The organism is Acinetobacter sp. ANC_7503, assembly GCF_056780035.1.
The window spans coordinates 102552-122170 of sequence record NZ_JBWYJA010000002.1 but is presented as its reverse complement, the minus strand read 5'-3'; the positions used below and the strand labels follow the sequence as shown (position 1 = coordinate 122170).

21 protein-coding genes are annotated in these 19619 nt (G+C 39.6%); 12 read left to right on the top strand and 9 right to left on the bottom strand.

Features of this window, described 5'->3' with window-relative positions; genetic code table 11:
* Position 1 precedes the first annotated feature (1 nt).
* Positions 2-706: an arsenical resistance protein ArsH gene (gene arsH / locus AC1M9M_RS04515; RefSeq protein ID WP_481595722.1), complete on the top strand. Its 705-nt coding sequence runs from the start codon at positions 2-4 to the stop codon at positions 704-706.
* Positions 707-888: 182 nt separating this feature from the next.
* Here the strand turns inward: arsH and pyrE are convergent, their stop codons facing one another.
* Entirely contained in the window at positions 889-1539 is a 651-nt protein-coding gene (gene pyrE, locus AC1M9M_RS04510) for an orotate phosphoribosyltransferase (RefSeq protein WP_067727823.1), read from the bottom strand.
* Between the two features lie 38 nt (positions 1540-1577).
* Here pyrE and AC1M9M_RS04505 point away from each other — a divergent pair, with 38 nt between their 5' ends.
* Positions 1578-2396, top strand: coding sequence for an exodeoxyribonuclease III (locus AC1M9M_RS04505; protein ID WP_092766525.1), 819 nt, complete (start codon positions 1578-1580; stop codon positions 2394-2396).
* Positions 2397-2827: 431 nt separating this feature from the next.
* Entirely contained in the window at positions 2828-3178 is a 351-nt protein-coding gene (locus AC1M9M_RS04500; protein WP_035264692.1) for a Spx/MgsR family RNA polymerase-binding regulatory protein, read from the top strand.
* 48 nt (positions 3179-3226) lie between these two features.
* On the opposite strand, the gene AC1M9M_RS04495 is transcribed toward AC1M9M_RS04500, so the two are convergent.
* Complete coding sequence (locus tag AC1M9M_RS04495; RefSeq protein WP_035264927.1) at positions 3227-3664, bottom strand: DUF2147 domain-containing protein; 438 nt, start codon at positions 3662-3664, stop codon at positions 3227-3229.
* A gap of 143 nt (positions 3665-3807) precedes the next feature.
* Here AC1M9M_RS04495 and AC1M9M_RS04490 point away from each other — a divergent pair, with 143 nt between their 5' ends.
* Positions 3808-4722 (top strand): alpha/beta hydrolase, encoded by a 915-nt coding sequence (locus AC1M9M_RS04490; RefSeq protein ID WP_035264694.1) that lies wholly within the window; start codon positions 3808-3810, stop codon positions 4720-4722.
* A 61-nt stretch (positions 4723-4783) separates the two neighbouring features.
* Here the strand turns inward: AC1M9M_RS04490 and AC1M9M_RS04485 are convergent, their stop codons facing one another.
* The 3 genes from AC1M9M_RS04485 to AC1M9M_RS04475 form a co-directional block, all read right to left on the bottom strand.
* Complete coding sequence (locus AC1M9M_RS04485) at positions 4784-5551, bottom strand: transporter (protein ID WP_481590158.1); 768 nt, start codon at positions 5549-5551, stop codon at positions 4784-4786.
* 12 nt (positions 5552-5563) lie between these two features.
* A complete protein-coding gene (locus AC1M9M_RS04480) occupies positions 5564-6106 on the bottom strand; it encodes an ankyrin repeat domain-containing protein (protein ID WP_481595721.1) in 543 nt (180 codons plus the stop codon).
* Between the two features lie 125 nt (positions 6107-6231).
* Entirely contained in the window at positions 6232-6591 is a 360-nt protein-coding gene (locus AC1M9M_RS04475; protein WP_035264715.1) for an HPF/RaiA family ribosome-associated protein, read from the bottom strand.
* 240 nt (positions 6592-6831) lie between these two features.
* Here AC1M9M_RS04475 and puuE point away from each other — a divergent pair, with 240 nt between their 5' ends.
* From puuE to AC1M9M_RS04445, 6 genes are all read left to right on the top strand, one after another.
* Positions 6832-7794: an allantoinase PuuE gene (gene puuE, locus AC1M9M_RS04470; RefSeq protein WP_481590159.1), complete on the top strand. Its 963-nt coding sequence runs from the start codon at positions 6832-6834 to the stop codon at positions 7792-7794.
* 133 nt (positions 7795-7927) lie between these two features.
* Positions 7928-8431 (top strand): 2-oxo-4-hydroxy-4-carboxy-5-ureidoimidazoline decarboxylase, encoded by a 504-nt coding sequence (gene uraD, locus AC1M9M_RS04465; protein ID WP_481595720.1) that lies wholly within the window; start codon positions 7928-7930, stop codon positions 8429-8431.
* Positions 8428-8754, top strand: coding sequence for a hydroxyisourate hydrolase (uraH, locus tag AC1M9M_RS04460; protein ID WP_035264724.1), 327 nt, complete (start codon positions 8428-8430; stop codon positions 8752-8754). The genes uraD and uraH overlap by 4 nt, the downstream gene beginning before the upstream one ends.
* A gap of 34 nt (positions 8755-8788) precedes the next feature.
* Positions 8789-10147 carry a nucleobase:cation symporter-2 family protein gene (locus tag AC1M9M_RS04455; protein WP_481595719.1) on the top strand — a complete coding sequence of 453 codons (1359 nt, stop codon included), beginning with the start codon at positions 8789-8791 and terminating at the stop codon, positions 10145-10147.
* 122 nt (positions 10148-10269) lie between these two features.
* Positions 10270-11019, top strand: a complete 750-nt coding sequence (locus AC1M9M_RS04450) for an outer membrane protein OmpK (RefSeq protein ID WP_092766621.1) — start codon at positions 10270-10272, stop codon at positions 11017-11019.
* Between the two features lie 95 nt (positions 11020-11114).
* Complete coding sequence (locus AC1M9M_RS04445; RefSeq protein WP_481595718.1) at positions 11115-11621, top strand: N-acetyltransferase family protein; 507 nt, start codon at positions 11115-11117, stop codon at positions 11619-11621.
* 32 nt (positions 11622-11653) lie between these two features.
* On the opposite strand, the gene hpxO is transcribed toward AC1M9M_RS04445, so the two are convergent.
* Positions 11654-12811, bottom strand: a complete 1158-nt coding sequence (hpxO, locus tag AC1M9M_RS04440; protein WP_481595717.1) for an FAD-dependent urate hydroxylase HpxO — start codon at positions 12809-12811, stop codon at positions 11654-11656.
* A gap of 212 nt (positions 12812-13023) precedes the next feature.
* Here hpxO and alc point away from each other — a divergent pair, with 212 nt between their 5' ends.
* Together alc and AC1M9M_RS04430 are read left to right on the top strand one after the other, a co-directional pair.
* Positions 13024-14031: an allantoicase gene (gene alc, locus AC1M9M_RS04435; RefSeq protein ID WP_481595716.1), complete on the top strand. Its 1008-nt coding sequence runs from the start codon at positions 13024-13026 to the stop codon at positions 14029-14031.
* A gap of 93 nt (positions 14032-14124) precedes the next feature.
* Positions 14125-14622 carry an ureidoglycolate lyase gene (locus AC1M9M_RS04430; protein WP_481595715.1) on the top strand — a complete coding sequence of 166 codons (498 nt, stop codon included), beginning with the start codon at positions 14125-14127 and terminating at the stop codon, positions 14620-14622.
* A 68-nt stretch (positions 14623-14690) separates the two neighbouring features.
* On the opposite strand, the gene AC1M9M_RS04425 is transcribed toward AC1M9M_RS04430, so the two are convergent.
* The 3 genes from AC1M9M_RS04425 to AC1M9M_RS04415 all read right to left on the bottom strand — a co-directional run bounded on the left by AC1M9M_RS04425 (position 14691) and on the right by AC1M9M_RS04415 (position 19601).
* Positions 14691-15092: a nuclear transport factor 2 family protein gene (locus AC1M9M_RS04425; protein ID WP_481595714.1), complete on the bottom strand. Its 402-nt coding sequence runs from the start codon at positions 15090-15092 to the stop codon at positions 14691-14693.
* A 108-nt stretch (positions 15093-15200) separates the two neighbouring features.
* On the bottom strand, positions 15201-16121 hold the full coding sequence (locus AC1M9M_RS04420) for a response regulator (protein WP_481595713.1): 921 nt from the start codon (positions 16119-16121) through the stop codon (positions 15201-15203).
* 3 nt (positions 16122-16124) lie between these two features.
* Complete coding sequence (locus AC1M9M_RS04415) at positions 16125-19601, bottom strand: hybrid sensor histidine kinase/response regulator (RefSeq protein ID WP_481595789.1); 3477 nt, start codon at positions 19599-19601, stop codon at positions 16125-16127.
* Between the last annotated feature and the right edge of the window lie 18 nt (positions 19602-19619).

The window sequence follows — 19619 nt, the reverse complement described above, 5'->3', positions numbered from 1 at the left end:
AATGAACTTACCAAATATTGATCTTAGTCTTTTGGAAAAACCGACTTTAGAAAAAGTTCAAGCAAAGAACCTTGAACATCCTCCAAGAATACTGCTTCTGTATGGCTCAAATCGTGATCGATCATATAGCCGTTTAGCTGTTCAGGAAGCTGGTCGAATTCTTGAATATTTTGGTGCGGAAGTGAAAATCTTCCATCCAAAAGGGCTACCTCTGCCTGAAGATGGTGATATGCAACATCCAAAGGTCAAAGAACTGCATGAGCTATTAGCATGGTCAGAGGGCATGGTTTGGTGTTCTCCTGAGCGTCATGGCTCAATGAGTTCAATATTAAAAGCTCAAATTGATTGGATTCCATTAGCAGCGGGTGCAATCCGTGCAACGCAAGGTAAAACCTTAGCTGTAATGCAAGTGTGTGGAGGTTCACAATCCTTTAATGCTGTAAATCAATTACGTATTTTAGGGCGTTGGATGCGTATGATCACAATACCAAACCAGTCATCAGTTCCTAAAGCATTTCTTGAGTTTGAAGATGATGGTCGTATGAAACCTTCTTCTTATTACACGAGGATCGTCGATGTGATGGAAGAACTTTATAAGTTTACGCTTTTAACCAGGGGACAGTCCTCATATCTAACTGATCGCTACTCTGAACGTGTAGAAAGTGCGGAAGAGCTTTCAAAGCGTGTGAATCAAAAGAGTATTTAAATTTCCTAAAATTAACATAATACACCTTATGCGAAATGATTTTTTATTAAATACAAATCAACAACTTATATCGATATAAAAGCCCAGACCTATAGATCTGGGCTTTTTTATAGATTCTTCAAGTTCCACGCTTATTTATTAAGCAATGTTTCACATTAATATTAAGTAGAACTTTATAAGACTTAGATTCCGTACTTCACACGGTACGCTTCCATTTTCGCTAAAGCATCTTTGTCGCCTTTAGCATCTAAGTAATCCATTAAATCTTTCATTGTGATAAGCGCATGTACAGGAATTTCAAGCTCTTTTTGAACTTCTTGAATCGCAGACAATTCACCTTGACCTTTTTCTTGACGGTCAAGCGCAACCAATACACCCGCTATTTGCGCGCCTGCATTTTTTAAAATGGTCACAACTTCACGAATGGCTGTACCCGCAGTGATCACATCATCAATGATCCATACCTTTTTACCTTCAACTGAAGCACCAACTAAAACACCACCCTCACCGTGATCTTTAGCTTCTTTACGGTTGAAGCCCCAAGGTACACTTACACCGTGGTTTTGTGACAATGCCACAGCCGTTGCAGCGACAAATGGAATCCCTTTATACGCAGGACCAAAAATCACTTCAACATTATCACATTCAGTTAATTTTGCTGCATAGCCAGAAGCCAAGCCAGTTAAGGCTTCACCGTCATTTAACAAACCGGCGTTGAAAAAATAAGGACTCACACGACCTGATTTTAAAGTAAACTCACCAAATTTAAGCACACCACGTGATAATGCCAGTTCGATAAAAGCTTGTGGATTAAATGCCGCTTGCGCTGTCATGAGGTGCTCCATTTATTAAATTGAGGTTAAACTCGAGCATGATACCAAAGAGTAGCTATCCTAGTGATCAAAAAATTTTACGTGTCGTATCAATCAACGTAAATGGTCTTCGTTCTGCAGAAAAAAAAGGAATTTTTGACTGGATGGCAACTTCAGATGCCGATGTCATTTGCATGCAAGAATCCCGTATTACACACGAACAATGGACAGATAAATTTAAGCCAGAAGGTTGGTATACACACCTATTCCCAGCTGAGCGTCCTGGCTATGCTGGTACCGCAATCTATAGTCGTTTGCCGTTTATCTCAGTTACCGATGGTCTGGGTTTTGAATTGGCTGATTCACAAGGTCGTTTTATCTCAGCAGAATTTGATCTAGGCTTAGAGAAAACAGCTCATATTTGCTCACTCTATTTACCATCAGGTTCTTCTGGTGAAGAAGCACAAGCCCGTAAAGATCACTTTCTAAATGAATACAAGCAGATCTTGAAACAATGGCGTGATGAAGGTAAATCTGTGATTGTTTGCGGTGACTACAATATCGTACATAAACGCATTGATATTAAGAACTGGTCAGGCAATCAAAAAGCTTCAGGTTGTTTACCACATGAACGTGCATGGCTCGATCATATTTATGATGATCTAGGCTATGTCGATACCTTCCGTGAAGTGCGTAAAGAAGCAGAACTTTATTCATGGTGGTCAAACCGAGGACAAGCCCGTGCCAAGAACGTGGGTTGGCGGATTGACTATCAAGCTTGCTCACCAGATTGGAAAGATCGTACTGTGAATGCATGGGTATATAAAGAAACGTGGTTTAGTGATCATGCCCCTGTCATTATCGATTATAAAATTTAGTGCCGTGCAAACTGAGTGAACAACTGTTTACTAAATGCACGCTAATTGCTCACAAATCTTGTCGTGTTAACGTATTTTTATTCCGACTAATTCAGTGCATTATTGTCGCACGGCACAGGGACATGTCAGGATGACAATAGGGATTGGAAGCCGTAGGATGAAAAGAAAATAAATTTCGGTTTATTTTCCAAGGATGAAGACATTGGACGTTGAATTGAGACCCGCATGATCAGGATGATTTAATGCGGGTTTTCTCTATTTAAAAGATCAATACAAATTTTAAGATAAGAAATTTTCCACCATTTTATTGATAACCACCATGAAGCCACACTGTAGATTTCAAACCTATTTAAAATATTCTGATCACATGTATGTTTTTGCGTAAATTTTGCTAAGCTCTAAACTGATCACAATGAATAAGACTGTTAGAGATGATTAAAGTTTACGGCATTAAAAATTGCAACTCGATGAAAAAAGCATTCGATTTACTCAATGAGTTGGGGCTTAGTTATGAGTTCCACGATTATAAGAAACAAGGTATTGATGCTGAAACAGTACAAAAATGGCTAAAGGATCTTGGTGCTGAACTTGTCCTCAATAAAAAGGGAACGACTTGGCGTAAATTGTCTGAGGAAGATCAACAAATTGCCCTTGCATCTGAACAGGGTTTGATTGAAGCACTGACTACACATACGAGCCTTATTAAAAGACCAGTGATCACTACTGAATCAGGCTATGTAGTAGGTTTTGATGAGAATGCGATAAAAGCATTAAAGAAATAAGAAATAAAAAAAGCCGAGCAACTACTCGGCTTTTTTATGAATCTTAAATTAGTTCACGCGTACCCAAGTTTGGTTACGACCAAGCGCTGATACGCCGATGAAACCACGAAGTTCGAGCTTTTGACCACCGTCTTTCAATGAACCCTTCAATTTGTAAGTTTTTCCAGATTGTGGGTCTAAGATTGAACCACCATCGTAATTCGTTCCACCTACATTTTTAAGACCCTTCACAATGGTTAAACCTTTTAAAGATTTCTTGTGATAGGGACCTTCACAGTTCGTACATGAATTTTCTTGACCCGGTGTGACAACACTCTGAATCGTTGCATTCAATGTTCCATTTGGCTGTTCAGTGAATTTTACAAAAGCTTTAGCTTTTTTAGTTTTCTCATCAATCGTATTCCACACGGTACCATTGAGTGGATCTGCAGCATTTGCAAATACTGCTGAAGCGAGTAATCCTAACGCTAGTGCAATTTTTTTCATTGTTTTTTGTTTCCCTTGCTGAATTGACTTTAATATTATTAAAAATTGATAACATTTAAGCAATTTTTGAATGTGACTATTTAGTGTACCATTGTAATGCTGTGTGCTGATAATAAACATAATTTCATTAATATGGAAAAACAATGAAGATCAATCCGGTTTTGAAACAATACATAACAGAGTCTTTTTTAAAAACGAGTCTTCGCTTTCCGAGTCGCTTTAATCTTCCCCCCACCGTACTTCGTGTTGCCTTAGAGCAGATGACGCGTGTTTTTCCACAGTCCAAAGATGTCAGTATTCGAAAACTAAGAATCGCAGGTATTCGTGCCGAAGAAATTTTGCCTCAACCTGAAACGACTCAGCTCATTTTTCACATTCATGGTGGCGCATTCTTTTTAGGATCGTTAAATACACATCGCGCATTGATGACTGAAATGGCACTTCGGACTCAAATGCAAGTGCTACATATCGATTACCCTCTTTCACCTGAACAACGTTTCCCCGATCTCGGAGAAGCAATCTATGATGTGTACCAATTATTGGTAGAGCAAGGTGCTCAACCGAAAGATATTATTTTATCTGGCGATTCTTGTGGTGCCAATTTAGCACTTGCACTGGCTTTACGTTTAAAAGAAGAAAATCCAAAACTTCTTCCAAGTGGCTTGATTTTAATGTCACCCTTTCTTGACTTAACTTTGACCAGTGAATCTCTACGCTACAATCAAAAGCATGATGCTTTATTGTCAATTGAAGCTTTAGAAGCAGGCATAAATCATTATGTTCCTAAAGGTGTAGATGTCTCAATTCCCGAAATTTCCCCAATTTTTGGAGATCTCAAAGGATTGCCACCGACATTGGTTCAGGTGGGTTCAAAAGAAATTTTGTTAGACGACTCTACGCGATTTGAAGAAAAGGCTAAAGCAGCTGGAGTGGATGTTGAGTTTAAGTTATACACCGGTATGTGGCATAACTTCCAAATGTTTAGCGCTTGGTTTGATGAAGCAAAGCAAGCTTTGACCGATATCGCAGAGTTTGCCCATCGTTTGGATAAAGACTGATTGAATCAAAACTGAAGTAAACATAAAAAAGAGTAGCGTAAGCTACTCCTTTTTTATTCATTTAGAATAAGTATGAGACACCAAATCCACCATGATAACTTCGATCGGATCCACTTAGGTCTACACCGATGCTTGCATCTAACTGCGCACGATCATTCAAGGCATAGATTAAACCAGATGCCAGTCCATACTCTCGCTCTTGGCTTTCTTTCTTGGTAAATACTGCTTCAGAATAGCCCGATAAATTACCCACGATTTTATACCCAATAGTAGGTACAGCAGTCACCGACCAGTCACTATTTTGAGCCGAATAGAACATTCCTATTCCTGTCGTTACAGTATCGTTATATTGATACTCAACAGATGATCCCAAGGTATAAATATCATCAACATGGGTAAAACGATCATTTCCTGTTGCGATTTTAGCTTGCGCCAAAATAGCCATTTTCAGTTGATCATCTTGTAAGTCAACGTGATGCTTAATCCCAACAGAAACATCACCTAAACCATCATGGTCATCAGTTCGATTTTGGATTCGGGTCCGCTCCCACGCTGGGCCATCCCAACCCAATTGAAGCTCAGTATTCTTACTCAATCCCGTACGCAACAGGACATCAGCATTGAGTCGCAATGATTTATTTTTAAAACCATTTTCAGTACTTTCAACATACTGTGCAGTTGGAAGTCCCTGCTCCCATGCCAATTGACCTACGGGCGTAATGCCTGTGCTGAAACTCGTACCAGGTCGATCGAAGGCAAAATCTGCAGCCATCGCACTTACACTCGCAGTTGAGCAAAGTATCAAGCTCAGTTGTTTTAATTTTGTCATGGGGCACCCAAATTAATTTAATTCTTTCGTCATTTTTGCGCCACGGCTACGTAATAACTCGAGTGTCTCACGTTCTTCCGGTAAAGCCTGTGACCAATCAATGGTATCAAAATCGCAGTCGAAAAATAAATCACTAATTGAACTCAGAATGGTATTCCCCTCATCGTCTTTGGTATTAGGATCAACTTGATGATCAAGTAAGCGTTGAACTGCAGGCACACATGCAGCACTCGCAGCATCCCAAAGTGGGCCGTAACATTCCTCTGCATCCCATAAATGGAAATTAGCTTTCGCTGCAATCAGTGCATCTAGAATATCAAGATGTACTTGTAATTTCTGTTGTTTTTCTTCTGTTGAAAGCGCATTTCCTTGCTCATACGCTTCACAAATTTCTTCCCACCATTGAAATAAAGTATCTGACCATACTGAAACCGCAGGGCCTTTCTCTCCTGCGATAAAGTTTGGATCTAAACCTTCTGCTAACAGGCGCTGTACCTGTGCTAGGTCTAATTCTTCTAAGGCCTGTAAAAACACTTGTTGATGTGCTGTTAGCATTTACTTTCTCTACTATTTATCTATATCCACATTATGCCTAATAATGCAGATCATTATTCAATTAAATAAATCAAAACTGTTCATTCAAAATTTTATTCAAAAAAAAAGCCCCGAAGGGCTTTTTGCTATTCCACGTCCACTTCATCTTCTTTCAGTTGGATGGGCGCTCCACGAGGGTTCTCTTTTTTCTCGAATACATGTTCAAGACTACGCTTTAATCGGTCGATCGCACCATGAATCGCTGTGTCAATATTATGACCTCTGTGATTGACCACGACTGGCTTTAATCCAGCTGGGCGAGCTTCGATCATACATTGAATATCGTCTGCACCGCCTTTATGGGCATTTTCATCACTTAAATGAACCGAAAAATGGGTAATTCTTTCACTATGGCGTTGAAACTCTGTATTTAGTTCTGCACGTACATAATCAATTAATCGCTCACTGTTTTGAATATTCTTATCTGTACGGATTTCTATGTTCATAAATATCATCCTCACTCTTCTTCTGAATCATTTTTGTGCAAAACTTTTTATCTTGGCACGTTTGTAGCTTGCAATCTAATTGCATCGAACATCTTCAATTGCTGTTTGGAATACGTCCCTCCACATTGAATGATGAACACTTTTGAGTCTGCAGAATCGTGTCCTTATACTTTGAATATCGGGCCTAACTCAAAAATATGCAAGTGGTATTTTAAAAAATTAATAAAAGGATTACTCATTGTGACAAGTACTTACTTACGCGGACAGGCGCTTATTGATTCGATTCAAAATGCACCTTATTCCAGAGACTTAAGAGGTTATGGGGCGAATCCACCTCATCCTCATTGGCCTAATCAAGCGCGTATCGCAGTGCAATTTGTCTTAAATTATGAAGAAGGTGGTGAAAACCACATTGAGCACGGTGATCAAGGTTCAGAGCAATTTTTATCTGAAATCGTTGGTGCTGCCAGTTTTAATGCTAAGCATATGTCAATGGATTCTATGTATGAGTATGGGTCAAGAGTCGGTTTTTGGCGTATTCATAATGAGTTCAAGAAACGTCAATTACCCATGACTATTTTTGGTGTGGGAATGGCTTTGGCACGTCATCCAGATGTGGTCGAAGCAATTAAATCTGCGGATTACGATGTGGTATCTCATGGTCAACGTTGGTTGCATTATCAGAATATGGATATTGAGACCGAAAGGCAGCATATGGATCAAGCCATTAGTGTACTTGAAACGCTATTCGGACAAGCCCCAATCGGTTGGTACACAGGTCGAGATAGTCCCAACACACGTCAACTTTTAACTGAATTTCCTCAAATCAAATACGACTGCGATTATTACGGCGATGATTTACCTTTTTGGACACAGCTCACCCATCCGAATGGCGAGCTGCATCCGCATTTAATTATTCCTTATACCCTGGACACCAACGACATGAAGTTTAGTTCAGCAGGTGGCTTCAATCATGGTGAACAGTTTTATCAATATCTAAAGGATGCCTTTGATGTCTTGTATGCCGAAGGGGGAACTGCACCAAAAATGATGTCTATTGGGATGCACTGCCGTCTTTTAGGACGCCCAGGACGCTTCAAGGCACTACAACAGTTCTTAGACTATGTTCAATCTCATGAACATGTTTGGATTTGTCGTCGTGGAGATATTGCGCAACATTGGATCGATCATTTCGCACCATAATTTCACATTCACGAGAAAAAGAGTGCTTTATAAGGTGCTCTTTTGATCTTTTTTCAGTCACTTTTTCCACCAAATCTACGTTGGCATTGTTATTGCAATTTAAGCCTAAAGTTTCAATGTATAGGTTTGAATTGTGTTGCTTTCAGAATTTAATCAAACATCTGTTGAACATCAGAAAGCATTTTTATTGCAATGTGTTCATATCCCACGATGGGGCGAGGAAATCATTCATTACGGTCCTTTTGACACACGAGAAGGACTATTAAAGTATGCTGAACAACATGCCATTACATGGACATGGGATGAAATTTTAGCAGCCCTAAATACACACCCAAGGATTGGCGAAAGAAAAGCAAAACTTGAATTATCAGAACAAGAACAAACTTTTTCAAGGCGTGAACAAGCACGCATCACACATGATCAAGAAGTTCTAGATGCGTTATATAAAGGCAACTTGGCCTATGAAAAAAAATTCGGTTTTATTTTTCTGATTAAAGCTTCTGGTTTGAAGAGTGAAGAGATTCTGACTGCATTGGAATACCGCTTGCTAAACGATTTTGAGACTGAAAAAAGAATCGTCCAGCGCCAACTTTTAGAAATTGCTTTACTGCGCCTCTCACAGGAAATTCAAGCATGATCAGCTCACATATTTTAGATACCCACCTTGGACGTCCTGCAAGTAATGTTGAAGTTAAGCTTTTTTCTGCGTCTGGAGAGTTATTAGCGATAGCCAAAACCAATTCTGATGGACGTGTGACAGCAGCAGATTTTGGACTCGATCAAATTGATGTCGCTGAATACAGCATCGAATTTATGACGCAAGCTTATTTCTCCGCGCAGAACATCCCAACTTTTTTTCCAAAAGCCGTCATTCATTTTTCAGTAAACGATGCTCACCAACATTATCACATTCCCTTGCTCATTAGCCCTTATGCCTACTCCACCTATCGTGGCAGCTGAGCACTCGCAAATTTAAAATATAGAGGGATTTATTATGACTGCACACGAACAACAACAATCACCCGAACATGAATATCTTGGTGCTGGTAAAAGTGCTGCTTATGGCTTACAACATGTTTTAACCATGTATGGTGGTATTATAGCGCCTCCTCTGATCGTGGGTACGGCTGCAGGCTTATCAGGTATGGAAATTGGGCTACTCATCGCTGCTGCTTTATTTGTCGGTGGCTTAGCGACAATTTTACAAACCATAGGCGTTAAACATATTGGCGCACAATTGCCCTTGGTTCAGGGTGTCTCTTTTGCTGGTGTAGCCACAATGGTCGCAATTGTCACCACAGGTGGCGGATTACAGGCAGTCTATGGTGCCGTCATTGTGGCATCACTTTTAGGTTTTTTCTTAGCGCCCTACTTCTCTAAAATTATTCGATTTTTTCCCCCAGTTGTTACAGGCTGTGTAATTACAATCATAGGCTTATCACTCCTGCCAGTTGCTGTGCGTTGGATGATGGGCGGCAATAAAAGTGCACCTGATTGGGGAAGTGCTGAAAATATTTGTTTAGCGTTAGTGACGCTTGCAATCGTCATAATATTGAATATGGCTGGCAGTGCCACAATTCGACGCCTTTCAATTTTACTGGCAATTATTCTTGGCACTGTCTTAGCATTTTTGTTTGGCTTTGGTGATTTTAGCAAAGTTGGGGAAGGTCATTGGTTACAGGTTCCTAGCTTCTTTGCATTTGGTATGCCGACCTTTGAGTTTACAGCAATACTTTCCATGATCATTGTTACCCTCGTGATTATGACTGAGACTACAGCTGATATTATTGCAGTCGGTGAAATTATCGGTACCGATGTAGATTCAAAACGTATTTCAGATGGTCTACGCGCAGATATGTTATCAAGTGCAGCAGCACCGATCTTTGGTTCATTTATGCAAAGTGCGTTTGCGCAAAACGTTGGTTTAGTTGCAATAACAGGGATTAAAAGTCGCTATGTTGTCGCTGCTGGCGGGATAATTCTGGTCGTACTTGGATTACTCCCAGTGATGGGGCGTTTTATTGCAGCGATTCCTGTGCCTGTACTTGGGGGGGCTGGCCTTGTTTTATTTGGTACAGTAGCCGCGAGTGGTATCCGTACACTGGCAAAAATTGATTATAACGATCAGAAAAACTTAATTATTGTCGCGACTTCAATTGCTGCAGGAATGGTACCCATTATTGACCATTCGTTCTATTCCGACTTCCCAAAATGGGTCCAAACCTTGTTCCATTCGGGTATTAGCTCAACCTGCTTAATGGCGATAGTCCTCAATATATTATTTAATCACTTAAAATTATTTGGACCGAAAATTAGTATTAAAAGTAAACAAATAATTGATTCTCATCATTAATTTAAACCATCTTTGTATCAATGCCTGCATACGTGGGCATTAATTTTTCCTTTCATCCACTTTTGGCTTTATTTTTGCAAAAGAATCGTTATTCTGTTACCGCTTTCTCTGGGGATTCTTTTATGAAACTTAATCAAATCGCAGCACTTTGCGCATTAGCTTCTACAGCAGCGTTTACTCAAGCAAGTCCAATTGTTTGGCAAGATTTCAGCCTAACTGGTCTTTATGGCGATAACTACCTAAACCCTTTCTCTCAACAAGAAGGTGAACGCTATACCATCACTGCTGAATATGCTGCAAAGCTTAAGTACTCGGATGTTTTCTTTTTCGTCGATCAACAATGGGGCGGAAAAGATGGTGATTCAACTTATCTTGAATTAGCTCCACGATTAAGTTTAAGTGAAGTCTCTGGCCAAAAACTAAGCGTTGGTCCAATCAAAGATGTATTGATTGCAACGACTTGGGAACACAACGCTGGTTATAACAACAATACTGAGTTCAATAACTTCTTGTATGGCGTAGGCTTTGCTTTAGATATTCCTTACACGCAATATGCAAATATTAACTTCTATCGAGTTGACAATGACTTGACTGAAGATGACTACCAAATGACGATCACTTACGCTGTTCCATTCAAGCTAGGCAATGAAGAATTCTTGGCAGATGCATTCCTTGATTGGTCTACAAATGAAGGTCCTGGTCATGCGAGTGAATTGAACTGGACAAGCCAATATAAATGGAATGTTGGTAAACATATCTCTCCAAAAACCAAATTGTATGTAGGTGTTGAACACTCTGTCTGGAACAATAAATTCGGTCAAAAAGGTCAAGACCAAAACGATGTAAGCGCATTGGTTAAATATCATTTCTAATTGATATTTATAATAAAAAAGCAAGACTAGTGTCTTGCTTTTTTTATGCTCAATAATCAAAATAAAGTTATAAATACTGACGATTAGAATAAAAAATGTCTTTTAAAATTCGTTTCGCAACTGAACAGGATTTAACTCAAATCCAAGATATTTACAACGATGAAATTCTGAATGGTTTTGCAACATGGAATGAGCAAGATCAAGACATTTATTATTATCAGAATTGGTATCGTCAGCATCTAATAGATCATTTCCCTATTTTTGTGGTTGAAAACGAACTCACCCAACAAATTGCAGGTTATGCTGAATATAGTACATTTAGAGCGATCAGTGGTTTTAGACAAACTGTCGAACACTCTGTGTATATTCATCCCAATTTTACACGTTTGGGTTTTGGCAAAGCTTTACTCCAACATTTAATTCAACACGCAAGCCAACATAAAATTCATGTCATGATCGCTGCTATAGATCATGAAAATTTTGCATCCATCAAATTACATGAATACTTTGGATTTAAACAAACAGGCTATTTACCAGAAGTCGGACAAAAATTTGGATCTTGGCGCAATCTCGTCTTATTCCAACTGAATCTAAATACTTAAAAAGGGCATTTAGCCCTTTTATTTAAAATCTCTTAATCCAAAGGATTTCCAACAATATTACTGATAATACCTTTCATAATATGAGGTCCTTGTTCTTTTCTTAAGTCCTCATACCATTCACGAGTAATCGATTCGTCTTTCATATGCGTCACATCACAACGTTTACGCGCTCTCAATACCATTTCAGCCGTGCGTTCATTACGTTTGTTTTGATAACGTCTTAACGCATCCTGAATTCCCAATGTATTAATCTGTAATGCCCGAGCCAAATAAATGGCATCTTCCATCGCTTGGCAACCGCCTTGCCCAATATCAGGTGTTGTACTATGTGCTGCATCGCCAACAATCACTACTCGCCCTTTATAGAAATCTGCAAATGGTTCTATATCATGGATTTCAACACGATTGGTTCGCTGTTCATCAATAGCATCAATCAAAGTTTGTACTTGCGGACACCAACCGTCAAAATATTGTTTTAGTAATTTTTTATACTGAGTACGATCATTTTCCAAACCTAATTCAAGGGGTACATCAAAGAAGAAGTAAAAACGATTACCTGCGACTGGCATTAAAGAAGCTCGCTTCCCTTCTCCCACAAAGGTGGTCCACTGATCGGCAGGAGCGAGCGACTCAGAAATTTCGACCAACCCATTCCAATTCACATAACCTGCATAACGACGCTCAACTTGCTCACCTAAAACATAGGCACGCGTGATTGAATGAGTCCCATCCGCGCCGACCAATAAATCCGTGGTGATTTCTGTTCCGTCAGCAAAATGGATTTTGACATCATCACCTTGATCCTCAAGTCCGATCATTTTTTTTGCAAGATGAATATCTTCACGTCCAAACTCATCCATTAACATATTTTGTAATTCAGCGCGAGAAACAGGATAAGGTCGCTGCCCGACTTCTTCAATCAATGGATATAAACTAAATTGCGTCATGACATCACCCGTGAGCCCATCGACATAAGCAAGGTGATCCATTTTCCCACCAAGTTGAGCGACTTGATCCGTGAGTCCTAGATAGTTCAAACATTTCACACCATTTGACCACAATGAAATCGCAGCACCCACGGGTAAAATTTTTTCAGTTTGTTCATATATTGAAACTTGATGACCAAATTTCTTCAGCGCAATTCCGGTCGTTAATCCTGCCATTCCGGCACCAATAATGGTGATATTCATTTTTACTTCCACAATTTTTTTTGCTTTAACCCACTGCTTAAAGCGAAAAACGTGCCATTTCCACCAATATAGCGCTACATAAGTGCAAGGTTGGCACATGCTGTGCATTCTTTTTAAAGCCCTTAAGCAGATGCGACATAACAACGCATTACGATTCTAAGAATGCATTCTTTTGATAAGAATCAAGTTTTAAAGTAATAATGGAAGATGACATGGCAACACTATTGGCACCGGAATTTGAAATCCCTACTCATTTACAGCAACTTACTAACCTTGCAGATGCCCGAATTGGTGCAAAAGTCACAACATGTTCTGATGATTTTTTTGCTGAAGCTCAACGTATGCTTCAGTTTGATGCGCCTATCTTTGTAGAAGGTAAATTTGATGATCATGGCAAGTGGATGGATGGATGGGAAACCCGTCGTAAGCGTCACAGTGGTTATGATTGGGCGATTGTTCACTTAGGTGTTGCAGGTAAAATTAAAGCACTCGATATTGATACTACTTTTTTTAGTGGTAATTATCCCGCTTCTGCTTCAGTAGAAGGGTGTTATGCACCAAATGAAAACTTGGATAATGCTGAATGGCACCAAATTTTACCAAATAGTATATTGGGACCAAGTCAGCACCATGTCTTTGAAGTTTCAATGAATCAGATCTTTACCCATCTTCGTTTAAATATTTTTCCAGATGGGGGTATCGCACGATTCCGCGTATATGGTGAAGTCAGCGTTAAAATCCAAGATCAAAACCAAACCCTCGACCTGCTTGCACTTGAAAATGGTGGACGTGTTATTGCCTATAGTGATGCACACTTCGGACATCCACGTAATCTGATCAATCCAGGACGTGGGATTAATATGGGTGATGGTTGGGAAACCGCACGCCGTCGTGCACCCGGTTTCGACTGGTGTATTTTAGCTTTAGGGCAAGCTGGTCACATTGAAAAGATCGAGATTGATACAGCCCACTTTAAAGGAAATTATCCTGCTGAAGTGTCCATTCAAGCCATTTATATAGAAGATGCAACGGATCCTCAATTGACTCCACAAAGTATGTTTTGGCCTTTCTTATTAGATGCTCAACCAATGCAAATGGATCACATTCATAACTTTGTAAATGAAGTATTGCGACACGAAAAAATTTCTCATATTCGGGTGAATATGATTCCTGATGGAGGGATTAGCCGTATACGCCTCTGGGGTAAAGTAAATCCTTAGTTGAGCATTTGTTACTTTTAAAGTGATCTTATTTTGACTGCATTTTCGACACAATTCTAAATTGAAAATGCAGTATCTTTTTAGCGAATTTTTATGATGCATACCATTACCCTACAACCTTTAACCTCCGAAAATTTTGCACCTTTTGGTGACGTCATTGCTTGCCAAGGAAATGATTATTTTCATATTAACGATGCGCATACAGAGCGCTATCATGCTTTAGTGACCACTGAAATTATTGGCGATGCCAAAGCCGGGATTAGTATTTTTCGAAATATTCAAAGTACCAATATTCCGTTCAAAATTTCAATGCTTGAACGTCATCCTCATGGATCACAAGCTTTCATCCCGATGCAGGGACAAAAGTTTTTAGTAGTGGTTGCACCAAACTTAAATGCGAATCAGCCCGATATTTCAAACCTACAAGCTTTTATAACTAATGGCTCTCAAGGTGTAAACTATCGTACGGGGACTTGGCATCATCCACTTTTAACATTGGAAAGCCCGAGTGATTTTGCGGTGGTGGATCGGATTGGCAGTGGACCTAATTGTGATGTGTTTAAGTTTGATCAAATTGAAATATCACATTGAATCTGGTGCTTATGCATCTCAGTTATGCAGATCATGAGACCATCTAATTTTATGTCCATCTTTGACTATTATTTTACAACTAGGTAATCATTGTCATTCACCGATGTCGCATATTCTTCCATTCTTGAAATCAGTCCATTTTCAATGGTGTACTCTTGTACCCATTTTTGCTCAAATTCACCATCTTGACCATCAATCGTAAATTTTTCGCGTCCAAAAACCACCACTTTGTTACCTTCTTTGACCATACGTAAAATATTAAAGTATGCGACATGCATGGTTGTGAAATTGGTATTGAAGAACTGTTCTACACCCGTTTTTCCTTCAAATCGAATTGAAGGCAGTTTTTGTGAGCCATGGTGAATCCATACCGTATCCTCAGTTACTGTTGCAACAGCAGCCTGTAAATCTTGAGACCTAAATGCCTCAAACATTTGGTCTATGATTAGAAGTGAATTGATCATACTCATTTTATTTACTCTTTTTATCTTAGGATAAAAAGAGGTTAATGAAGGGAGAGTGAAAGATCACTATCAGCTGGTATAGCGATTTAAAGATTTTGCTAGAAACGATGAGTTCTATACGACTGCTTGATTTTGACAAGCTGACATCACATGTAACACCGCAGCAGTTCTCGTTTCCACAAACAGCTTCTCAAAAACATGCTCTAAATGTTTATTGACGGTGCGTGGACTCAACTCCAAAATTTCTGCAATATCTCGGTTGGTTTTGCCAAGCGTTACCCAATGCATAACTTCAGCCTCACGTGGTGTTAAATTCGGACAAGCTTGAGCGATCTCCTCAACACTTGGCATGTGTGTTTGCTCTTTGAGCTGAACCAAAACATGTTTAGGTAATTGTCCTTCTTTCAGCTTGGTCAATAAATTTAATTGTAATTGCTGATGCCCATGACCATATTGACCATGTAGCATTTCTTCTTGATAAGATTGCTGGAAAAGTGCTTTTAACCACTGATTTATACTCTTTCTAAAATGAGTAATATCAATTCCATGTTGCGTTAATAAACCTTGCACTACAGGTGTCTGCCAAATAATTTCCCCATCCATATTCATCGACAAAATTGCACTGCCTGTTGCATCGAGCATTTGTTTCTGTTGGTGCATTAAACGGGCTTGCAGTAAATGCGTTTTGACACGTGCTTGTACTTCATCGATATTCAGTGGCTTTGTCACATAATCTACGCCCCCGACTTGAAAGCCTTTTACAATATGTTCGGTTTCCGTCAAACCCGTCATAAATATGACAGGGATGTGCTCAGTCATTGGACTCGCTTTAAGCTGGATACAGGTTTCAAAACCATCAATCTCAGGCATACTCCCATCCAATAAAATCATATCTGGCTGTGAACGGTGCGCAATTTCAATAGCAGTAAAACCATTGGTGGCAACTAAGACCTGATAGCCTGCTTGATCAAGACTTTCATGTAATAAACTTAGATTTTCAGGAATATCATCCACAATTAAAATACTTTCTAACATAGCTTAACTCCCTTCCAAATCAGATCTGATATCAGATAGGTGCTCGTGTAATCGTTGTAATGCACGTTGGGTATCGAAGCGTTGAATATCAAATTCTATGTGTTGCCATATAGAAGGATCACAGACATTGCGTTTCTTGCAAATTTCGAGGATCTCTTTGGCTCCACGGATATAACCAATACTCAAATAATCTTCTAGTTTGATTAGCGCTTGTTCTGGTGCTACATCATCCTCATCAATCACGCTGACAGATAAAGCGTTACTATCATAGTGTAAGGGTTCAACCTGTTTTTGAGGTTCTTCTGCGACTTGAGTTGGCTCATTCTGATGAACCCAGTTCAAGCCTAATTTATCTCCAATTTTGTTCAGTAGCAGATTTAAGTCCACTGGTTTGACCAGAAAGTCTTCATTCAATACATCGGTTTCAGGGTTCTGCATTCGTTCATTGGCATCTGCGGAAATAATGATGATGGGAACATTGGTCATTTTATTATTTCTCAATAATTTCGCAGTTTCCCACCCTCCCATCAAAGGCATACTCAAATCCATTAAAATTAAATCTGGTCGAAATTCAGGGACTTTTCTTAGACATTGCAATCCCGATTCTGCTTCTTCAAGAATAAAGCCGAGAGGTTTAAGGAAATTTAAAACTAGTCCACGATCAGTTGCTTCATTGTCTACGACCAATATTTTACGGCGATGTCCCGTATAGCCAGATACTGTATTCGATGCGACATCAGCAATCGGATGAATGACCGACTTTGAAGGTAAATATAGTTTTATTTTAAAAATAGAACCTTTTTTTAACGTACTGCTTACCTTTAACTCCCCACCGAGAATATCCACCAATAGTTTAACAATTGGTAAACCCAAACCTGTTCCAGCAAAGCTACCTTGTACGACATTTTGTCCGCGCTCAAAAGGCTGGAATATTCGCTCTAGATCTGCTTCAGCAATTCCGCATCCCGTATCATGAATTTCAAAATATGCCGTCTGAAAGCGATAATCCACTCGAAATTTCACCTCTCCTTCGAGCGTAAATTTCAAAGCATTTCCCATTAAATTGATAAGGATCTGTTCAAGTCTTTTTTTATCTATACGTACGTATTGTGGTATTTTTTCACTAATTTCGACCGTAAATTTCAGTTGTTTTTGTTGGAATTGTGGCTCAAACATATTCACGATTTGTTGGAGAAACTTCGGAAATTCAATATTCGACATTTCTAAAGAAATTTTACCTGTTTCAATCCTTGCAAGATCAAGTAAACCATCAATCAAGGACGTTAAATGCTGCCCACTACGACGAATCACGCCCAGCGCAGCTTTTCCTTGTTCAGAGAGTTTTTCTTGTTTATTGAGTAACTGGCTATATCCTAAAATACTATTTAGAGGTGTTCTCAGTTCATGACTAATCCCAACAACATAACGACTTTTGGCCTCATTGGCTTTTTCAGCTTGAGTTCGTGCATCTTGTAATTGCCGATCTGTAATTTTATGCGCTTCAATTTCGTCCATGAGCAGTTGTGTTTGCATATTACTTTCAAGCTGAGCTTGTCGGCGACTTTCATCATTGAGTACCAACCACCATGCTGCAACACATAACAGTAAAAATAATACGGCATAAATTTTCACAAATAGCATCAGCAACTCATGCTGTTGAGTTGATCCAAATACTGTGCCGAAATTACTCAGTTCTTGTAAATAAACCAGACTTAAACTGACTGCCAAAACCACACTCAGAACAAAGATCATCAAAATATAAAGGCTCAATCTAGTATTGATGTATCTCAACCATTGGTGCGGTAGAAACCAAACTGCAAAATGCTTAAGTTGTGCAGACCACCGTGCATGAGGCTTACATAAATCATGGCAACGAGCTTCTAAGGTACAGCATAAAGAACAAATAATATTGTTATAAGCAGGACAAGTCGCCATGTCAGCCATTTCATACTCATGCTCACAAACCACACATCGTTGTGTCTCTATTGGTTTTAATGATTTATCTTCATGACGTGCGATGTAGTATTTGCCACGAGTAAAATAAGCAAGCATTGGGACACAGACGATAGCTGAACCTAAAGCAATAAATCCTGCTAAGGATTTTGCGATATCACCAAATAATCCCCAGTAGCATAAAATCGACAATAAGGATGCAATACATAAACTGCCAACACCGACTGGATTAATGTCATAGAGGTAAGCACGCCTAAACTCAATTCCTTTCGGGCTCAGCCCCAATGGCTTACAGATGACGAGATCAGCAACGATGGCACCCACCCATGCCAAGGCCACATTACTATAAAGCCCTAATACACGCTCCACCGCATGGATGACACCCAGCTCCATCAACAATAGCGCAATAAAAATATTGAATACTAACCAGACCACACGTCCGGGATGACTGTGCGTTAAGCGTGCAAAGAAATTAGACCATGCCAATGAGCCAGCATAAGCGTTGGTTACGTTGATCTTTAACTGTGCGATACACACAAACATGACTGTAAGAAATAATGCAGCACCAGGATGCTCAATCACTTGTTGGTAGGCGATCCAATATAGATAATTCGGATTGCTTAATTCATGATTCGGCACCATAAATTTAAGGGCGAGTACCATTAAAATCATGCCCATAAAAATTTTAATGAATCCCACCAATATCCATGCAGGACCACCTAAAAATACCGCCCAATTCCATGTCTTTTGAGCATGTTTTTTGTCTGGCAAAAATCTTAAATAATCAGCTTGTTCACCAATCTGCGTAATCAGCGCAAACAAAACAGTGCAAGATGCGCCAAAAAAAGCCAAATTGAATCCTGCACTTTGACTTTGTGCGCCTTCTATTAGGGCAACTTCAGAGAGCAGAGTCGGGTGCTTCACCAAAACAAAGCACCATGGTAGTAATAATAAAAAAATCCATAATGGTTGGGTAAACGCTTGTACTTTATTAATAAACCCTATGCCTTTGATCACTAGGGGCAGAATAATAAGCGCAGAAATTAAATAACCTAGACTCAGCGGCACACCTAAACCAAGCTCAAGCGCCAAAGCCATGATAGCGGCTTCAAAAGCAAAGAAGATGAAAGTAAAACTGGCGTAAATGACTGAAGTTATAGATGAGCCGATATAGCCAAAGCCTGCGCCCCGTGTAAGTAGGTCAATATCAACATTGTATTTGGCCGCGTAATATCCAATAGGCCAACTGGTCAAAAAGATAATAATTGAAACGACCACTAAGGCCCAGAATGCATTGCTAAAGCCATATTGCCATAACATGGTTGCACCAAGCGCTTCCATCGCTAGAAAACTGACTGCTGCAAGCGCTGTATTGGTCACCGTCCAAAGGGACCACCGTCTTACTGACCTCGGTGCGTAGCGTAGTGCATAGTCTTCAATACTCTCATCAACCACCCAAGTATTGTATTTACGGCGTGTATGAATCACCCGTTGCGGTGCTTGAGGAGTATTGCTAGATGAAACCATAAAGCTAGGCAATTTAAA

Bases quoted from the DNA above. Each gene is read 5' to 3' on its own strand.
- AC1M9M_RS04480 (WP_481595721.1), bottom strand. From the start codon at position 6,106: ATGCTAACAGCACATCAACAAGTGTTTTTACAGGCCTTAGAAGAATTA.
- uraH (WP_035264724.1), top strand. From the start codon at position 8,428: ATGATCAGCTCACATATTTTAGATACCCACCTTGGACGTCCTGCAAGT.
- AC1M9M_RS04455 (WP_481595719.1), top strand. From the start codon at position 8,789: ATGACTGCACACGAACAACAACAATCACCCGAACATGAATATCTTGGT.
- AC1M9M_RS04450 (WP_092766621.1), top strand. From the start codon at position 10,270: ATGAAACTTAATCAAATCGCAGCACTTTGCGCATTAGCTTCTACAGCA.
- arsH (WP_481595722.1), top strand. From the start codon at position 2: ATGAACTTACCAAATATTGATCTTAGTCTTTTGGAAAAACCGACTTTA.
- AC1M9M_RS04475 (WP_035264715.1), bottom strand. From the start codon at position 6,591: ATGAACATAGAAATCCGTACAGATAAGAATATTCAAAACAGTGAGCGA.
- AC1M9M_RS04500 (WP_035264692.1), top strand. From the start codon at position 2,828: ATGATTAAAGTTTACGGCATTAAAAATTGCAACTCGATGAAAAAAGCA.
- AC1M9M_RS04505 (WP_092766525.1), top strand. From the start codon at position 1,578: ATGATACCAAAGAGTAGCTATCCTAGTGATCAAAAAATTTTACGTGTC.
- AC1M9M_RS04495 (WP_035264927.1), bottom strand. From the start codon at position 3,664: ATGAAAAAAATTGCACTAGCGTTAGGATTACTCGCTTCAGCAGTATTT.
- alc (WP_481595716.1), top strand. From the start codon at position 13,024: ATGGCAACACTATTGGCACCGGAATTTGAAATCCCTACTCATTTACAG.
- AC1M9M_RS04485 (WP_481590158.1), bottom strand. From the start codon at position 5,551: ATGACAAAATTAAAACAACTGAGCTTGATACTTTGCTCAACTGCGAGT.
- hpxO (WP_481595717.1), bottom strand. From the start codon at position 12,811: ATGAATATCACCATTATTGGTGCCGGAATGGCAGGATTAACGACCGGA.
- AC1M9M_RS04425 (WP_481595714.1), bottom strand. From the start codon at position 15,092: ATGAGTATGATCAATTCACTTCTAATCATAGACCAAATGTTTGAGGCA.
- AC1M9M_RS04415 (WP_481595789.1), bottom strand. From the start codon at position 19,601: ATGGTTTCATCTAGCAATACTCCTCAAGCACCGCAACGGGTGATTCAT.
- pyrE (WP_067727823.1), bottom strand. From the start codon at position 1,539: ATGACAGCGCAAGCGGCATTTAATCCACAAGCTTTTATCGAACTGGCA.
- AC1M9M_RS04490 (WP_035264694.1), top strand. From the start codon at position 3,808: ATGAAGATCAATCCGGTTTTGAAACAATACATAACAGAGTCTTTTTTA.
- AC1M9M_RS04420 (WP_481595713.1), bottom strand. From the start codon at position 16,121: ATGTTAGAAAGTATTTTAATTGTGGATGATATTCCTGAAAATCTAAGT.
- AC1M9M_RS04445 (WP_481595718.1), top strand. From the start codon at position 11,115: ATGTCTTTTAAAATTCGTTTCGCAACTGAACAGGATTTAACTCAAATC.
- AC1M9M_RS04430 (WP_481595715.1), top strand. From the start codon at position 14,125: ATGATGCATACCATTACCCTACAACCTTTAACCTCCGAAAATTTTGCA.